Annotated in this window: 19 protein-coding genes and 2 tRNA genes; 7 read left to right on the forward strand and 14 right to left on the reverse strand. The window is 32.1% G+C overall.

Annotated features, from left to right (window positions below; all coding sequences use genetic code 11):
- Window positions 1-30: 30 nt before the first annotated feature.
- A complete protein-coding gene (locus tag ISP08_RS08770) occupies window positions 31-1,191 on the forward strand; it encodes an aminotransferase class I/II-fold pyridoxal phosphate-dependent enzyme (protein ID WP_195718375.1) in 1,161 nt (386 codons plus the stop codon).
- A gap of 72 nt (window positions 1,192-1,263) precedes the next feature.
- On the opposite strand, the gene ISP08_RS08775 is transcribed toward ISP08_RS08770, so the two are convergent.
- The 5 genes from ISP08_RS08775 to ISP08_RS08795 all read right to left on the reverse strand — a co-directional run bounded on the left by ISP08_RS08775 (window position 1,264) and on the right by ISP08_RS08795 (window position 6,583).
- Window positions 1,264-1,704 carry a MarR family winged helix-turn-helix transcriptional regulator gene (locus ISP08_RS08775; RefSeq protein ID WP_411847782.1) on the reverse strand — a complete coding sequence of 147 codons (441 nt, stop codon included), beginning with the start codon at window positions 1,702-1,704 and terminating at the stop codon, window positions 1,264-1,266.
- 247 nt (window positions 1,705-1,951) lie between these two features.
- Window positions 1,952-2,770, reverse strand: coding sequence for a 1,4-dihydroxy-2-naphthoyl-CoA synthase (menB, locus tag ISP08_RS08780; protein WP_048793691.1), 819 nt, complete (start codon window positions 2,768-2,770; stop codon window positions 1,952-1,954).
- Window positions 2,763-3,569, reverse strand: a complete 807-nt coding sequence (gene menH / locus ISP08_RS08785) for a 2-succinyl-6-hydroxy-2,4-cyclohexadiene-1-carboxylate synthase (RefSeq protein WP_048793690.1) — start codon at window positions 3,567-3,569, stop codon at window positions 2,763-2,765. The genes menB and menH overlap by 8 nt, the downstream gene beginning before the upstream one ends.
- Window positions 3,556-5,238, reverse strand: coding sequence for a 2-succinyl-5-enolpyruvyl-6-hydroxy-3-cyclohexene-1-carboxylic-acid synthase (gene menD / locus ISP08_RS08790; protein WP_048793689.1), 1,683 nt, complete (start codon window positions 5,236-5,238; stop codon window positions 3,556-3,558). The genes menH and menD overlap by 14 nt, the downstream gene beginning before the upstream one ends.
- Window positions 5,225-6,583, reverse strand: a complete 1,359-nt coding sequence (locus ISP08_RS08795) for an isochorismate synthase (RefSeq protein ID WP_195718698.1) — start codon at window positions 6,581-6,583, stop codon at window positions 5,225-5,227. Before ISP08_RS08795 ends, menD begins: the two co-directional genes overlap by 14 nt.
- 184 nt (window positions 6,584-6,767) lie before the next feature.
- Between ISP08_RS08795 and ISP08_RS08800 the strand changes: the two genes are divergently transcribed.
- Window positions 6,768-7,706, forward strand: coding sequence for a 1,4-dihydroxy-2-naphthoate polyprenyltransferase (locus ISP08_RS08800; RefSeq protein ID WP_048793688.1), 939 nt, complete (start codon window positions 6,768-6,770; stop codon window positions 7,704-7,706).
- A 34-nt stretch (window positions 7,707-7,740) separates the two neighbouring features.
- Here ISP08_RS08800 and ISP08_RS08805 read toward each other — a convergent pair whose 3' ends face one another.
- Window positions 7,741-8,313 carry a GNAT family N-acetyltransferase gene (locus ISP08_RS08805; RefSeq protein WP_048793687.1) on the reverse strand — a complete coding sequence of 191 codons (573 nt, stop codon included), beginning with the start codon at window positions 8,311-8,313 and terminating at the stop codon, window positions 7,741-7,743.
- A gap of 174 nt (window positions 8,314-8,487) precedes the next feature.
- Here ISP08_RS08805 and ISP08_RS08810 point away from each other — a divergent pair, with 174 nt between their 5' ends.
- Both ISP08_RS08810 and ISP08_RS12940 read left to right on the forward strand, forming a co-directional pair.
- Window positions 8,488-8,697, forward strand: a complete 210-nt coding sequence (locus tag ISP08_RS08810; protein WP_195718377.1) for a TM2 domain-containing protein — start codon at window positions 8,488-8,490, stop codon at window positions 8,695-8,697.
- A gap of 89 nt (window positions 8,698-8,786) precedes the next feature.
- A complete protein-coding gene (locus tag ISP08_RS12940) occupies window positions 8,787-8,918 on the forward strand; it encodes a hypothetical protein (protein WP_267904779.1) in 132 nt (43 codons plus the stop codon).
- Window positions 8,919-8,986: 68 nt separating this feature from the next.
- On the opposite strand, the gene ISP08_RS08815 is transcribed toward ISP08_RS12940, so the two are convergent.
- From ISP08_RS08815 to ISP08_RS08830, 4 genes are all read right to left on the reverse strand, one after another.
- Window positions 8,987-9,355, reverse strand: a complete 369-nt coding sequence (locus tag ISP08_RS08815) for a nuclear transport factor 2 family protein (RefSeq protein ID WP_195718378.1) — start codon at window positions 9,353-9,355, stop codon at window positions 8,987-8,989.
- Window positions 9,356-9,846: 491 nt separating this feature from the next.
- Window positions 9,847-9,935, reverse strand: a tRNA-Ser gene (locus ISP08_RS08820).
- A gap of 2 nt (window positions 9,936-9,937) precedes the next feature.
- Window positions 9,938-10,012: transfer RNA gene (locus ISP08_RS08825), tRNA-Asn, on the reverse strand.
- 147 nt (window positions 10,013-10,159) lie between these two features.
- Window positions 10,160-10,723, reverse strand: coding sequence for a competence protein ComK (locus ISP08_RS08830; RefSeq protein ID WP_411847783.1), 564 nt, complete (start codon window positions 10,721-10,723; stop codon window positions 10,160-10,162).
- 244 nt (window positions 10,724-10,967) lie between these two features.
- Between ISP08_RS08830 and ISP08_RS08835 the strand changes: the two genes are divergently transcribed.
- On the forward strand, window positions 10,968-11,186 hold the full coding sequence (locus tag ISP08_RS08835; RefSeq protein ID WP_048792741.1) for an IDEAL domain-containing protein: 219 nt from the start codon (window positions 10,968-10,970) through the stop codon (window positions 11,184-11,186).
- Window positions 11,187-11,265: 79 nt separating this feature from the next.
- Here the strand turns inward: ISP08_RS08835 and lplA are convergent, their stop codons facing one another.
- Window positions 11,266-12,255 carry a lipoate--protein ligase gene (lplA, locus tag ISP08_RS08840; protein WP_048792740.1) on the reverse strand — a complete coding sequence of 330 codons (990 nt, stop codon included), beginning with the start codon at window positions 12,253-12,255 and terminating at the stop codon, window positions 11,266-11,268.
- Window positions 12,256-12,453: 198 nt separating this feature from the next.
- Here lplA and ISP08_RS08845 point away from each other — a divergent pair, with 198 nt between their 5' ends.
- Both ISP08_RS08845 and ISP08_RS08850 read left to right on the forward strand, forming a co-directional pair.
- On the forward strand, window positions 12,454-12,639 hold the full coding sequence (locus ISP08_RS08845) for a YkvS family protein (protein WP_048792739.1): 186 nt from the start codon (window positions 12,454-12,456) through the stop codon (window positions 12,637-12,639).
- Between the two features lie 5 nt (window positions 12,640-12,644).
- Window positions 12,645-13,247 (forward strand): CPBP family glutamic-type intramembrane protease, encoded by a 603-nt coding sequence (locus tag ISP08_RS08850; RefSeq protein WP_048792738.1) that lies wholly within the window; start codon window positions 12,645-12,647, stop codon window positions 13,245-13,247.
- 68 nt (window positions 13,248-13,315) lie between these two features.
- Here ISP08_RS08850 and ISP08_RS08855 read toward each other — a convergent pair whose 3' ends face one another.
- The 3 genes from ISP08_RS08855 to ISP08_RS08865 form a co-directional block, all read right to left on the reverse strand.
- The gene (locus tag ISP08_RS08855) at window positions 13,316-14,164 is read right to left on the reverse strand and encodes a YitT family protein (RefSeq protein ID WP_411847779.1); all 849 of its coding nucleotides are present in this window, start codon (window positions 14,162-14,164) and stop codon (window positions 13,316-13,318) included.
- A gap of 357 nt (window positions 14,165-14,521) precedes the next feature.
- Window positions 14,522-16,030 carry a bifunctional metallophosphatase/5'-nucleotidase gene (locus tag ISP08_RS08860; protein WP_195718380.1) on the reverse strand — a complete coding sequence of 503 codons (1,509 nt, stop codon included), beginning with the start codon at window positions 16,028-16,030 and terminating at the stop codon, window positions 14,522-14,524.
- Window positions 16,031-16,186: 156 nt separating this feature from the next.
- Window positions 16,187-17,545, reverse strand: a complete 1,359-nt coding sequence (locus ISP08_RS08865; protein WP_048792736.1) for a TrkH family potassium uptake protein — start codon at window positions 17,543-17,545, stop codon at window positions 16,187-16,189.
- Window positions 17,546-17,556: the final 11 nt, after the last annotated feature.

A 17,556-nucleotide genomic window follows, 5' to 3' on the forward strand; every position in this document is an offset into this window, starting at 1 on the left:
ATTCGGAATTTTTATTTTTGAGGTGAAATCATGCAACTATCATTAAACGACCAGTCTAAATTTTTACGAGCGCCAAGTATTCGTCAATTTTCTAATAGAATGAAAGATATTGATGATTGCGTTAACCTGACAATCGGTCAACCAGACTTTACGATGCCACAAGTTGTGAAAGATGCTTATATTAATGCTATTAATGAAGATATGACAAGCTATTCTCACAATAAAGGATTAAGCGAAACAAGACAGGCAGTAAGTAAATATTTCAATAACAAATATGGCTTTTTCTATGACGAAGAAGAAATTATTGTTACGAATGGTGCCAGTGAGGCCTTAGATACGGCTTTAAGAAGTATATTGAACCCTGGAGATGAAATTATCATTCCTGGACCCGTGTATGCGGGCTATATCCCTCTTGTAGAAACGCTTGGCGGAGTTCCTATATATATTGATACCACTACTACAGATTACAAAATTACATCTACTGCAATTGAGCAACATATAACGCCACAAACAAAAGCAATTTTACTCAATTATCCAACCAACCCTACTGGTGTCACATTGAGTTATGATGAAGTAAAAGCTGTTGCCGATACATTAAGCAAACACGAAATTTTTATAATTAGTGATGAGATATATGCCGAAAATACTTTTAATGGTGAGCATACTTCCTTCGCTCAATTCTCTGCTTTAAGAGATCAATTGTTACTTATAGGCGGATTAAGTAAATCTCATTCAGCTACTGGTATTCGTATTGGTTTTTTAATAGGTCCTTTGTATTTAATAGAAAAATTAACGTTTATGCATGCCTATAATTGTATTTGTGCTAATGTACCTGCTCAAGTAGCTTGTATTGCTGCTTTAAATGAAGGATTAGAAGCACCTCAATATATGAATGAAGCATATATCGAACGTAAAAATTACTTAGTTTCAGAGTTGGAAGCACTAGGATTCGAGTTGAACGCAAAACCAGAAGGCGCTTTTTACATTTTTCCTGATATTTCAAAATTTACAACTGATGATTTTGACTTTTGTGTTAAATTACTCGAAGAAGCTCATCTAGCCATCGTTCCAGGTTCTTCATTTACTGATTATGGTAAAGGCCATGTAAGAATCTCATATGCTTACGAGCTTGATGTGCTTAAAGAAGGTATGCGTAGATTGAAACAATTTATGACTGCTAACTATAGTTAATCTAATTATTGATAATAAAAGCCACACATTAACAACATAATTAATGTGTGGCTTTTAATATAACTTATATTTTTATTTAGGATTAATATTTATATCAGCAAATTTACGTACTAACTGTGTATAAGCATATAAATCCTCGTGACTCATATTAAACTGCATTAATACATCGGTAGAAACTTGATCAAAATGTTTCTTTAATTCTACACCATCTTCAGTCAATTGCACCTTAACACGACGTTCATCTTCCTCTGTACGACTTCTTTTAATTAAATGTTTCTTTTCTAATCTTTTAATAATCGGACTAATTGTTCCCGAATCTAAATATAATTCATCACATAAAGTTTTTATATAAATTGGTGTATCTTGTTCTATATATTGTAATACGATAAAATTCGGAAAACTTATATCGTATTGTTTCAAGTATTGATTAAAACGGTTAACTACCTCTTTGTTTGTTACATAAAATAAAAAACAAAATTCTTTCTTTATATCTTTGTCATAGTTCATTGTAATATATCTCCCCCCATTCACTTAAATATAATATGCAATATTTTATATGTCAATTATAAGTTTTGAAAAAATAAAAATGAATGTATCAAAGTAATAATTATTTTATATTATTTAATGGCGCGTTATTGTTTACAAAAAATATTTTAAACAACTATTTTTTTATTAATAATTTCAGCCCGGAATTTAACACGCATGTATAATAAAAAGCCTTTGAATATATGAATATTCAAAGGCTTTTTATATTTAAATTTTATGGGAATTTAGGGAACTGATCAAAGTCAGGATCACGTTTTTCTTTAAAAGCGTCACGACCTTCTTTTGCTTCATCAGTTGTATAATATAATAATGTTGCGTCTCCAGCCATTTGTTGTAAACCTGCTAAACCATCAGTATCAGCATTCATTGCAGCTTTTAAGAATCTTAAAGCTGTTGGTGAATGTTGCATAATTTCTTCACACCATTTAACTGTTTCATCTTCAATATCAGCTAAAGGTACGACTGTATTAACTAAGCCCATGTCTAATGCTTCTTGTGCGTTATATTGACGACATAAGTACCAAATTTCACGCGCTTTTTTATGTCCAACTATACGAGCTAAGTATCCTGAACCATAACCTGCATCGAAAGAACCTACTTTTGGACCAGTTTGGCCGAAAATAGCATTATCAGCAGCAATCGTTAAGTCACATACGACGTTAAGTACGTTGCCTCCTCCGATTGCATATCCTCTAACCATTGCTATTACTGGTTTAGGGATGACACGGATTAAACGTTGTAAGTCTAATACATTTAAACGAGGAACTTGGTCTGTTCCTACATAGCCGCCGTGCCCACGTTTCTTTTGGTCGCCGCCTGAACAAAATGCTTTGTCTCCTTCACCAGTTAAAATGATTACTGAGACACGTTGATCGTCTCTTGCACGACTAAATGCATCAATCATCTCTTGTACTGTGTCTGGTGTAAAGGCATTACGAACCTCTGGTCGATTGATTGTTACCTTCGCGATACCATTATAAAATTCATATTTGATTTCTTTATATTCTCTTATCGTTTCCCACTGTCTAGTCATTTTGCTCCTCCTTAAATAAAAAACCTAATACTATTTTACCAAATTCTTCAGCATCTTCCACATGAACCGTATGTCCTGCGTTAGAAATTTTGATAACTTCTGATGTTGATATTTCTGTTGTTAAGCGCTGGCTAATCTCACAAAACTTGCGGTCTAATTCACCCACAATTATCAATGTTGGTATCTGAATATTTTTAATTGATTGCCATAAATTAGGCATGTTTCCTGTACCATAATCTCTTAATGCTTGAGCTAAACGGCTAGGATCTTGATTCATTCTCATAGTTCTAATACGACGTTGAATACTTTTATCTAAATCATATTGCGTTTGAAATAAAGGTAATTTTTCCCAGTCATTTACAAATACTTCTAAGCCTGCAATATCTAACACCTTTGCACGTGCATTATCTACTTGCTGACGTTCAACACGATTTTCTTCAGAATCAATACCCGCAGAAGTGCTTTCTAATATTAAACCTTGCAATGTCATCTTACCATTAAGCGCATAATATAATGCAACTCTACCACCCATTGAATAACCATGTAAATAAATGTCATAGCTTGAAAATGCTTCTAGCGTTTCATCTAAATAGTGACTAATAGCGTTGAAATTCCATTCTTCATCACTCGCCGTTGCATCATTACCATGACCTGGTAAATCTATCGTTAATACATTTACGTCATCTGTAAATGATGTTAACAAATGGTCAAAACTACTATGGTCACTTATAAAACCATGTAATAACACTAACAATTTATTGCTATTTTTTTGAGCAGGATGAAAATTATAATTTAGCATTAACGATTTCCCCTAACTTGTCATAAAGCACTGTATGCTGTTCTTTATTAACATCTCTATCAGTAATAATTTCATAAATATAAGCACCAATTTGTGATAGTGATTCATATTTAAAATCTTCTATGTTGTCGATTTTTTTATAAGTGAAGTTATAAAGTAGTGCTGCATGTTCAAATTTTAAACCAGTTGGCGTACCAAATAGACGTTCAAAATATTCTTCCGCACTGTTTTTTTGAGGTAAATAAGAGAAAATACCGCCACCGTCGTTATTTAGTAATATAATATTTAAATTAATGTCATTTAGTTTAGACATAAGTAAGCCATTCATATCATGATAGAAAGCTAAATCGCCAATTAATAAAGTGACTTTCTTATGCACTGCCATACCGATTGCAGTGGATACAACACCATCTATTCCATTTGCTCCACGATTAGCATACACTTCAGCTTCACAATCAATATATAAATTATCGACGTCTCTAATTGGCATACTATTACTTACAAACAACGTATCTTGTGCCGTTAATTTATCTAATAAATGCGCAACATATGCCGCTTCATCATTCGCATTATAAACATAATCTTTTATTTTTGATTTTGCTCTTTTTTCCAATTCTTGCCAATAATGTAACCATTGCAAGCGATCGACTGAAGAAACTTCTGCTAATTGTCTAAAGAAATCATTGGCAGATATTTCATAGGAAATATGTGGCGTAATTGGAAACGCATCAGGTCTATCATTATTTTGTACGAGTATCTGATAAGCTTTAGTACGCTTCAACCATTGATTCAACGCTTTTGAAATCACTGGCTTTCCAACTCTAATAATAAAGTCAACTTCGTCATCTAACCCTGCTCTATACAATAAATCATATGTGGTAATTACGTTAGGATGCTTAATTTTACGCAGTTGACTCAATGGGTCTGCCAAAATAGGTACGTCATGAATAGTAGAAAAAGTTAAAATTTGATCTACATCTTCATGTTGCACATCACCAACTATAATTAATCCACGTTTTTTCTTAATGATAGTTGCTATTTCATTTAACGTTGCCGTTTTTTGATAATGAGGGACTGGCTTAACATCAGAAGTTAACATACTTCGTTCTTCTAAGTCTGGTGTTAATGGCTCTCTAAACGGTAAATTAAAATGAATAGGTCCTCTATGTGGTCCATAAAGATGTTGACTTGCTTTTTGTAATTGAAAAGCAATGGTGTCAGCCATTTTCTCTTCATATTCTCCACTATCTGCTATTGGAAAATCGAATTGGTATTGTACATAGTTTTCGAACATTTGTGTTTGATTTATTGCTTGTGGCGCACCAATGCCTCTTAATTCATGTGGTCTATCACTAGTTAGTACGACCAAAGGTAATCTGCTAATCTGACTTTCTGCTATCGCTGGCGTGTAGTTAGCTGCTGCAGTACCAGAAGTACATAACACTGCGACAGGCTTTTCACTACCTTTCATTAAACCTAACGCAAAAAATGCCGCACTACGTTCATCAGGATGTATCCATGAAGTTAGTTTAGGATGAGCTTCGATTGCTATTGCCAAAGGTGTCGAACGAGATCCAGGGCTAATAACAACTTCTCTAATTCCGTATGCATATAGTTCAGATGCTAAAGTATAAACTTGTTTTGTTAGGGCTTCTTTATGATTCATCATCTTTATCTACTCCTAAAGCTTTCATCATTGGCGTGAATTTTATTGCTGTTTCTTCAACTTCACTGTCAGGATTTGAATTATTTACGATGCCACAACCAGCATATAATGTAGCACATTGCTCTTTTATCAACATTGAGCGAATAGCTACTACAAACTCACAGTTATCATACATATCGATGTAACCCACAGGCGCACCATACAAGCCTCTCGTACCAAATTCATTATCATCTATATATTTCACAGCTGCTTCTTTAGGAAAGCCGCCTAAAGCTGGTGTAGGATGTAAATTATCTAATAGACCTATATAGGATTCACTTTTCAAATCACCTTTTATTTCAGTTAACAAATGAAATAAATGATCGTTAGCTAATATTTTAGGGCTATCATTATATTGAATAGTCTTAACATATGGGTTGATATCTTGTAGTATACTTTTAACTACAAATTGATGCTCGTTTAAATTTTTAGTGTCATTTAGAAATGCATCGATATTGCGTTGATCAACTGACTCATCATGTGAACGACTAATCGTACCTGCGATAGCTTTAGTGTACAGTACGCCTTCTTCTACTTCCATTAATTGTTCTGGTGTCTGAGAGAAGAAAATACTATTAGCCGATTCTAAAACAACTAAATAACTATTTTTTTCACCCTGCATTGCTTGTTTTAATATATAAGCAATATTTATAGGTTTATCAAATTCAACTAATCTTTTACGTGCAAGTACAACTTTGCTGTCGTCGTTTAATTTAGCAATCGTTTCTTTGACTAATTCACGCCACTCATCTTTATATATATCTTCAATAGTTTCAACGTGCCCCATATCTAAATCAACTTGTTTTGTCGGTTGAGTAAGGTATTCCACGATAGATTTGAAATAGTCGATATCAAAATTTTGTTGTTTCCCAGTATAAGTGATATAAGAAATACCATTACTCATCGTGACTAACACTTCAGGCAAGGTAAAATGATTAAGTCCAAATTCATTCCATTCATCACTTTCTTTATGTGCAGAAAATTGAAAACCTCCACAAATTCTTAAATGATGATAAGTAGAATTAGGATGGATTAATTCGATATCATTCTTATATTGTTCCCATTCTTGAAATATAGATTGTTTGTTTTGTAAATCGTTTTTTAACTGTTTAATAGTCCCATAACCAAAATATGAAGCTGAGTTATCATTTTTTTTAAAATAAAAACGATCACCAGCATATGCTTCGGTTAATTGAAATAACATAGTCGGGTCAAGTTCATAGTCTACTTGAGCTTCAACGGAAACCCAATTACGTTCACTTGCGTGTACCGCTGCGACGATTTCATTTTCCCTGACATCCACACTCATATCGTTCACTTCTTTCATATTTCAAATTTCACTCATTATTATATTGTACCATCTTTCACAATCTCTGTACTCATTCTTGCTTAAATTGACGCCCTTTAAACTTACGTATGTTGACCTCTGCAATAACTTCTATTAAAATAACTCTATTAAAGTATATATTTTTAGAATAAGAGGTAATTTATTTATGGCATCTCAATATCAACAATATTCTACCGTCAGAAAATATTGGCTACTGATGAGACCTCACACCCTAACTGCAGCAATAGTACCCGTATTAGTCGGTACAGCTTCAGCAAAAATCTTTTTATTAGGTAGTGAAGATCATCTTAAAATTAGTCTGTTTTTAGCAATGTTAATTGCATGCTTATTAATACAAGCTGCCACGAACATGTTTAATGAATATTACGACTTCAAAAAAGGCTTAGATGATCATAACTCTGTTGGGATCGGTGGTGCAATCGTACGTAACGGCATGAGTCCTAAACTCGTTATGAATATAGCAATAGCGTTTTATATTATTGCAGCCTTACTGGGTATTTTCTTAGCGGTACAAAGTTCATTTTGGATAATACCTATTGGTTTAGTTTGCATGGCCATTGGTTATCTTTATACAGGAGGTCCATTACCTATTTCTTGGACGCCTTTTGGAGAACTGTTTTCTGGTTTCTTTATGGGCATGATTATTATAGTCCTATCATTCTTTATTCAAACAGGTAATCTCCATGCTTTTGTTTTTTGGATTAGCATACCAATCGTAATCACTATCGGTTTGATAAACATGGCCAATAACATTAGAGATCGAGTCAACGATAAAGAAAAAGGACGTTTCACGTTACCAATTCTTTTAGGCAAGAACAATTCTGTACGTTTCCTAGGTTTAATGTATATTATTGCTTATGCATTTGTAATATTTTTAGCATTCTTTAGACCAGGTGGTTCTATATTCTTCCTACTCGCATTGCTTTCATTCCCAATGCCAATTAAAGCAGTACGAAGATTTAAAAAACATGACACACCTGCAACAATGATGTCTGCTATGGAAGCGACTGGTAAAACAAATACTTTCTTCGGTATACTTTATGCCCTAGGTATTTACATTAGTGCCTTGTTAGGTGGCATTTAATACTTTTTAATCGACCTTGTAATAGGTCGATTTTTTAATTTGTCTGTACTTTATCCCCTTCATACACCATATGTCTATGATTATGACCATATAAATCAATATCACTTTGCGTCTTAAAACCAAATTTATTGTAGACATAATAGGCTCTTTCATTATGATAATCACAATTCAAACTCCATTTAGCTGTTGGCTCTTGTTCAATCACATATTGCATTAATTTAGTAGCAACGCCTCTGCCACGGTAATTTGGAAAAGTAGCAATCGTTTCGATATAATATTCGTCATCATTTGCTTCTTTCATCGGCATAGGTGTACCTAATGCTTTAATATCTTCATCAACATCTAAATCCAACCATGCGCGTTCTAATTTCAATTCATCTTTTCCTGGATACGCTATTAAACAACCTGCCACATGCCCGTCAATTTCATAAATCCAAATATTAGAAATATTACCTCTATATTGAATATCGACGATGCTCTTTTGCATAACTTTTAATAATCTTTCACGTTCAATTTGTTTAACCATATCTATCTCAAGTTCTTCCCATATGATATAACAAAGTTCTGCAATTGCCTCTTTATCTGATGCTTTTGCTTTTCTAATCATATTATTTCTCCTTTAAATTAATATGCTTTATCATTCATATTATATTATAACATCAACTAAATATTGAAATAATTAACTATCTAAAATTCGAAACTTTCAGTTATATTGAACAATGATTGACCAGTGTTTCATTAAAGCAGTAAACTGTAGTTAATCATTAGAAAGGATTTTGTTATGAGAGTAAGTAAAGTAACGTATGTATTATTAGCATTTTTATTAGGTTGGATTGGCGTTCATAAATTTTATTCCAATCAAGTTTTTCTAGGCGTATTGCACATCATTTTCTTCTGGACTGGTATCCCATATATTGTCGCTATCATAAGTGGTATCATTACTATTTTCTTTAAAAAAGCCGACGAAGATGGCATGATTGTTTTTTATTAACATCATAATTTATTTGTGATTATACGACTTAAAGTTATTAATATAGGGTAAGCATTACTATATAATTGCTATAACTTAGGAGGTAACTTATGCAACAATTTATACAAAGAATTATACGCGCACTTGCTGTAGGATATATTGTTAGAGGTATTAGACGATTAATTAGCAAAAGCAGCAATAGTAGCAAAAATAAAAATGATGATAATGATAAATCTCAATAATAATTAAAGCGCTAAACCAATTATTTGGTTTAGCGCTTTTTCATTGAAATGCTTTAAAATAGTATTTATTAAGACAGAAAATCACTATTATTCGGTCTATTTTCAAGATAGCTTATTTTTCCATCGCTATCTAATTTAGCGATATCAATGCCTTCTTGCGTATAAACGCCTGTTTCATATCTGTTGCCACAAATAGCCCATTTAGTAACGTAGGTGCCATCTTTATTTTGTTCCCAACCATTATACATATGTTTTAACTCTTTATTGGAATCAAAAACTTGTTTAACGAAATTTTCCCAAGCATCTTTACCGTTAAAAGTACGTCCATTTAAGACAAAAGTTATATCATCACTAAAAAGTGCGTTTAATTGAGCAAAACTTTCATCACTATCATTAGCCTCATCAAACAATTTAAAATAACTATCTAATACACGCATCAATACACCTTCTTTTATTTATTACTGTTCACTATTATATGGGTATATTAATATTTTACAAAAGTACTGCTTCAAAGATAAACATAAATTCACGATAGTTTTTACTACCTTCGGAAAAAATGGTGCAGTCTTTTGTTTCACACCGTCAGCAAAAATCAATTTACATTCCTTAATTAAACTTAACAAAATAAAAACCCGTCAAATCAACGTTTTAATAACGTCAACTTAACGGGAATTATAATAACGGAAACTATGGACGTTTACTCTCACTTACTATACGAAACTGCTAAAGAAGAAAACGATAAAGCAATATCAGAGTTAAGTGAAATGAAAGGATAACGTCAACGTGTTGGCGTAAATGGATAAATATATGCCAATATTGGCGTAGCGTTGGCGTAAAAATCAATTTACATTCCTTAATTAAATTTAACAAAATAAAAACCCGTCAAATCAACATTTTAAAAACGTCAACTTAACGGGAATTATAATAACGGAAACGGAGGGATTCGAACCCTCGCGCCGCTCTCGCGACCTACACCCTTAGCAGGGGCGCCTCTTCAGCCAACTTGAGTACGTTTCCAATGGCTCCACAGGTAGGACTCGAACCTACGACCGATCGGTTAACAGCCGATAGCTCTACCACTGAGCTACTGTGGATTAATAGCACTTCTTATCAAGCACAAATATTATTATATCAATTACAGACAATTTTTCAAGTAGAAATATTAAAAAAATATGCGGAACATTTACACTAATTTAATATATTATTCCGCATATTCCATTTTTACATGAGAAATTAATATACTATTTATGTTCAAACAATGAATACTTGGCTAATGCTTCATAAATATTTAATTGCGGTTTAGTATAATCTATAGGTGCATCTGGATCAAATGTAGTTATTCTTGCTTCTCTATCCATCATATAATAATAGTAAATCGCGTTTAAATATTGATGTCTCATACTATGACCAGAAATTTCAATAGTTATAAATTGGTTATCAACAAATGTTACCTTACTCTTTCTATCTTTTAGTGATTTGATACTTTGTACATAATGAATATTAATCCATGTATTTTCGTCTTTTCTATCAGAGTGTGTTGGGAAAAAGTATGTGGGAAATAACGGAGTGAATAATATCGGGGATTTACTGATAATTCCTGTGATGCGTATGGTGTCCTCTTTCTTAAAATGATAACTACTACCGTAAAATCGGCATGAACGTTCAATTATTTTGTGCGCTCTTTCTTTTAATTCTTCTGTTGGTTGTTTATATTTTAATACCCTTGTGCCACCATATTTTCTTTCTTTTGTATCAAACGGTTGAACTACCATGTCTCCTTTCTTTATAACATATTTATTAATTATCTCAATCGCCTCCTTCAATTTTATTGACTATATCGTATATCAACAAATTTATAAAATCAATAAATTATTAAATTAATTTTTATTTTTTATCATTTTTTATATAAATGACCAGAAGTTTTTCCAGTAAATAATAAATTAAAGTATACTTTTACACCTTTTTCTTTTAAAATGTCAGAATATTCATTGATTTCAAAATTTAATAATTGTATAATTAACTTAAATATATAGAAGGGGTGTGTTGGAGATGAAACATAATACAAATGTAAAATACAATACATTGGAATCATTTGTTTCTACAATTAATGACCTAGGTATCGAACTTATTATAGATGAATCTTTAAGAAACGTTCGAAAAGAGCAATTAGAAACATTAATCGACAAAGCGCTTCAAAATAAAAACGAACAAGACTTCAAACGCTACACAGAAGAATACAAACATCTGGAGGAATTTCTCGTTGGTTAATTTAATAAGCGCATCATTATTATAAAAAGTCTATTCCCTACTACATTCAATAGTAAGTGAATAGACTTTTTATTTTGGCTTATGACATAAGCCTAATTAATTCAAAACGATCTATATCTCCAAAGTAATGGCGAATATCATATTGTGATAACGCTTCTGCAATACTATCAAAATCATGCAATGTGCCTTCCAAGGCATGTTCTAACTCAGTAATATCCCCTTCACCGAAGAAATCGCCAAAGATTTTAGCGTGTTCTATGCGACCTTTTTTAACATCGAATTTAAGCTGTACGAAGCCTCTTTCAAATTTTTCTTCTCTCACAAAGTTATATTTAGGATTTTTACCATAATTCCATTCCCATGTACGGTATTTTTCATTGCTTAATTGCTCAATATTTTCCCAATCTTGGTCAGTTAATTTATATTCTTCTACGTGATCCGCTTCACCAAAAATAGTTTTTAATATTACTTTTTTAAAGGTATCAATATCAATTGGTTCATCTAAAAATTCTACAATATTTGCTACGCGACTACGCACCGATTTAATTCCTTTAGATTTTATCTTAGCAGGATTCACACGGAGTGCATTTTGTATCTCATTTAAATCACTGTTTAATATCAACGTCCCATGACTAAACATACGTGATTTTACTTTTACCATTGCATTGCCGGAAATTTTTGCTTGACCGACTTGAATATCGTTTCGTCCACTCATCTCTGCATCTACACCCAATGATTTTAAAGCTTCTACAATGGGCTCCGTAAATTTTTTAAAGTTATGGAAACTATTGCCATCGTCATCAGTAATAAAACTAAAATTCAGGTTCCCAGTATCATGGTATACTGCCCCACCACCTGAAATACGTCTAACTACGTCGATATTATGTTTTTCTACATATTCTTGATTTACTTCCTCTATAGTATTTTGGTTTTTACCGATAATAATAGATGGTCTGTTGATGTAAAATAGAAAATAACTATCATCATTCGGCATATTTTTTAATACATATTCTTCCATTGCTAAATTGATAGTCGGATCTGTAATGTTATTGTTGCTAACGAACTTCATTTTTTTCCTCCTTAACCTCTTAACTGCCCTTACCTTATTTATGCAATATTTTCATTAAAAATGCCAATTATATACTCGCAAAATGAATATTTCTTTTTAGCGTTATTTTATTTCACACGTCTTAATAGTTATTTGTTTATTTGTTATCAAATTTTTAGTACAATATATGCTAGTAAACATTTCTAGGGAGGATTTTACATGACTGTCGCTGAAGTAGGTAATATTGTAGAATTTTATGATGGCTTAAAAGGCAGAGTTGAAAAGATAAATGATAATTCGGTCATCGTTGACTTAACTATCATGGAAAATTTTGCTCAATTAGATTTACCTGAGAAAACTGTTATTAATCATAAAAGATATAAAATTGTTGACCAAGAAGGATAAAGAATATGAAAAGAATTTCAAATGCATTGTTATGGTATATCATTAGCTTTATTGTATTTCATATCATTTTATACATCATGCGTGGTGAGCATCAAGAATACTGGAACTTATACACAGGTATTATGTTAATCGCAGGTGTGAGTTATATTTTCTATCAAAGAGATATTAACTCTAAACGGCTTTTATCTTCTATCGGTGTAGGTATTTTAAGTGGTATCGTGCTCATAGTTGTCCAACTTATATTGGCGGCTATTTCTTATGATTTAACTTATGCACAATTAGTTAAACAATTAGCACACACTGGTGTTTTTTATAAATGGCAAATGCTTATTACATTAATTTTTGTAATTCCATGTCACGAATTATATATGCGTACAGTATTACAAAAAGAACTAATCAATTTAAAATTACCAAATTGGCTTAGTATCATCATAACAGCACTTTGTTCTGCGTCTCTTTTTTATTACTTAGATAACCTATGGATAGTATTGTTTATTTTCATCGTACAACTTATACTATCTATCAGTTATTTATATACACGCAGAATTGCTACAACTTTCATTGCACAAATTGTAGCAGTCGTTATCTTGTTAATTTTTAATGGATAATACACAACTCACATTACAAAAAGCGTCTCAATTAGATAATTAATTGAGACGCTTTTTATATTATGATTTTAAGTTATATTACTAATAAATGTACTTCCTAAGACGTCACGTACATCATGTATCACTAAGAATGCTTTTTCATCTTCTTGACTTACTAAGTTTTTAATTTTAGTTACTTGAGATTGAGGAACAACTACATAAAGCATTCCTGAAGCATTTTTAGAATAGCCACCTTTACTTGGCAAAATCGTAGATCCCCTGCCTGTAAAAGCATTAATCTTGTCTGCAATACTCTCATTTTTCTCTGATATAATCGTCACTGCCTTCTTAGGATTAAACCCTTCTATAATAAATGACGTCGCTCTTTCTGTTACGAACAGCATTATTATGGTGAATAATACATTTTTCAAAGGTAAAACCATAAGGAAAGATAATACGATTAAACTATCTAATATAAAAATAGACTTAGCTGTTTTAAAACCAAAATATTTATTTAATATTCTAGCTATAACGGCAGGCCCGCCTACTGTACTTCCCGTAGATAGTACAAATCCAACACTAGCCCCTATAATTGCGCCACCAAATAATGCATTAATAACAAAATCATCAATACCTAGATTAATATGTTTTGTTAATGCTAAAAATAATGACAACGAAGAATTTGAAATAACCGTATAAATTGCTACAGTTTTACTTAAATATTTCCACCCTATAATAATAAGAATGACATTAATTATAAATGATGTTAAAGCTGGAGAAAGATCAAGCGCATATTTTAACGCTAACGATATACCTACAGTACCTCCATCACCTAAATTTGAACCTAATAGAAAGCAGTTTACGCCAACAGCATTGACAAAGGTGCCTATCAAACAAATAATAATGTTTTTATAGTGATTCTTGAATAAAGATTTCAAATTAATGCCTCCTTTCATATAATTAAAGTTCTTATTATAAAAAACACCTCATTATGAGGTGTTTATAATTTCTTTAATAATAAAAATTATAAAAGAATATTAATTATTTAAAAAGTCTTTTTTTATCTTTAACTCATTTTACCAACATTCATCTTTCCACCTATACGATTTAGTGTTTTTTAAACTAGTAAACGAGCCTTTAAATGATTGATTCACTGTATCTTTGAATAACGTTAAATCAACGACTACTCATAAGCTTAATTTTTTAAAAAAAAGACCCATTTTTTCGATAGAAAAATGGATCTTTAATATTAACCTAGATAGGAATATATTATTTAGATTGTGCATGTTTATTTATTACATTTTCACTTCAAAACTTTGCTTATCTTGTATCGTGTAATTGTCATCTTTTAAATTTCGTGCTATTAAATCATACATTGTAACATTTTCTGTACCATGCACAACTGAGTTTTCTAAGTATTGACGGAAATTACGATAACAATAATCTGTCATGCTTACTCGATACATATGCTCCAGATTAATGTTGTGCAACTTCACTCTGTTAAATGGATCTGCATTCATATCAACTTCATAATCTATACCCTGCCAAAATGTACATAGCGTTTCATCAATAATCGTGACGCTCAACGTGCCATTTGTAAATTCAATATGTGAATAGCTATATTCCAACATATCTTTAATTTGTTGTCCTTTTAATGTTAAATTAATCGGAATATCTGGATGCGGATAAGCATTATATAAATCAACGTTTGCTACTTGCCCTGACAATCCTTCTTCACCACTTTTAGGTAAATGGACGCATGAAATTTCAAAATCATAAACTAGTCTGATACTATCATGCAACAATTGTGTAAATGGATGTGGTTGAGTGATCACATCTTCCAAACCATTTACCTCCGCATCGATATCTTGGGCAGAAATAACTTCCTCACTCCAATATTCGACTGCCTTTCTATCATAATAAGTTTCGGTTAATAATGCTTCATCTTCTTCATACGCATTTAAATCTATAATTTCAGAAGTGATATCTTCTAATTCAAAAGAACTTGTGCGCTTTTTAAAATCAACGTTGATATGGATAAGATTTTTAGCATTTTGTCCAGCTTGAACATAGACAGTCTGTTCATCTTTACCAATAAAAGTTTGGTGTTGATGACCCGTGATTAATAAATCTATCACACCGACATGTTGCATAATCTTCTCTGCCTCATTAACATTTTGTTCTCGTTCGTTAGATGATTTATTTAACTGATTAATACCACCATGGTAAATAACGATTAAAAAGTCAGGTGCTTCTACTTCATGAATATAGCGAATCCAACGTTTGGCAGATAATAATGTTTTTTCGATAGCCACGTCTTGCTCCATTTCAAAATACTCACGATCCATTAAACCGTCAGAAGTTAATCCCACGATTGCTAGTTTAATACCACTTATTTCTTTAATCGTATATGGCGTAGAAAAATATGGTTCACGTGTTTGTTTATATTCAATGTTTGCTGATAGCCATGGAAATCTAGAGAGCGACACAGCTCTAGAGAAAAATGATAAGCCAAATTTAAATTCATTAGGACTTATCCCACTCGCATCATAATTCATTGCATTCATTAATTTAATCATTGGATGACGTTTATATGGCGCAACGACTGCATAGTAAAAAGCAGCTAAAGAGCCCGCTAAACTACCACCACTATCTAGTAATAGTACTTCTTTACCTTGTTCACGCATTTGCTTCACATACGTTCCTGCACGATAAATGTTGGAACCGTGTTGCCCATTTAAAAAGTAACTGTGCATATCCGAAGTCGCAATAATGTCTATAGATATTTTTTCGCTCTGTGTCATATATCTCGCCCCTTTATCAATGCTAGTTTAACATGTTTTATTATTATTTGGATAGCAACTATAAGGCATTGATATATAAATAACCAACCAACACTTTTCACAATGAAAGTCGTTGATTGGCTATTTAATCTAAACTATTATTATAAATTCACAACATTACCCAATTTGTATACGCTCTTTAGGATAATGATATTTATCAGGTTCTCTTCTTCCAGCTATCATAATAACAAAACTAATCAGTCCTACACGGCCTATAAACATTAAAATCATTAAAATTACTTTCGTTGCGCCGTGAACATTATCTGTTACGCCAAGCGATAAACCACAAGTACCGAATGACGACATGACTTCAAAAAATGCTTGTAAAAATGTGATTTTTCCTTGTTCTATGATTAAAATAAGCACTGTACTAATAAAAGTTAAAAATGAAGCCATCGTGAAAACTGCAAATGAACGCTGAATATCTGTAGTATGAATTTCACGATTGAATGCTTTGATAGATAATTTTTCAGTGTTGTTATTAAAGTTTAATAAGAATAGTACTAGTATCGCAAAAGTCGTCGTCCGAATACCGCCACCTACAGAACTTGGTGAGGAACCGATAAACATCAAGAATCCCATAATCAGATTAGTCCCTTCACTAAAGTGACTAACATCAATAGTTTGTAAGCCAGCACTCCTAGTCGTAGCTGATTGGAACAGTGCATAAAATAAACTCTTATGCCATGACATATTATTGAAAGCATGATTATGTTCAATCAGTAAGATAATAATCACACCAAAAACAAATAAAAATAAATAAGTCACAGTTGTAATTTTAGCAAAAAGTGAAAATCTGAAGTTTGGTATTCTATTTTTTATATATGCTTTAATTTCTAATAATACTGGAAAACCAATGGAACCTAATATGATTAAAAACATAACGATTGTTTGTACAAAATAATCGTTTGCGTATGGTATTAAAGATTTTCCAGTAATATCCAAACCACCATTAGTTGTTGCAGATACAGACACAAAAAGTCCCTGCATAATCGCATATTTTAAATCTGGTGTATCTCTGTAGAAATAAAATGTTAATAACACAGCACCGATTAATTCAATAATCAACATTGTTCTTACAATGTCTAATATCAACTTCACTGTGCCGCTCATTGTATCTTTATTGTTATCTAGCATAATGAGTTGACGTTCACGAATACCGATTTTTTTACCTAAAACCACCCATAGTAGCGTACCAATCGCCATGACGCCAATGCCACCTATGTTCAATATAATCATTATAATGACTTGACCGAATGTAGAATAAGTTTCTGCTATATTAATGGGTGAAAGGCCCGTAACACTTACGCCTGATACTGCCACAAATAATGTATCTATAGGATTTACATGCGCACCTGCTTTATGGACAAAAGGTAAATTCAATAATAAAAATGATACGATAATCGCAACTAAATAGTACATCACTATCCCTTGTTGAGGGCTGGATTTCTTAAATAATTGATTGAAAATGGACAAAGCGTTACTTC

The organism is Staphylococcus lloydii, assembly GCF_015775975.1.
Taxonomy (GTDB): Bacteria; Bacillota; Bacilli; order Staphylococcales; family Staphylococcaceae; genus Staphylococcus; species Staphylococcus lloydii.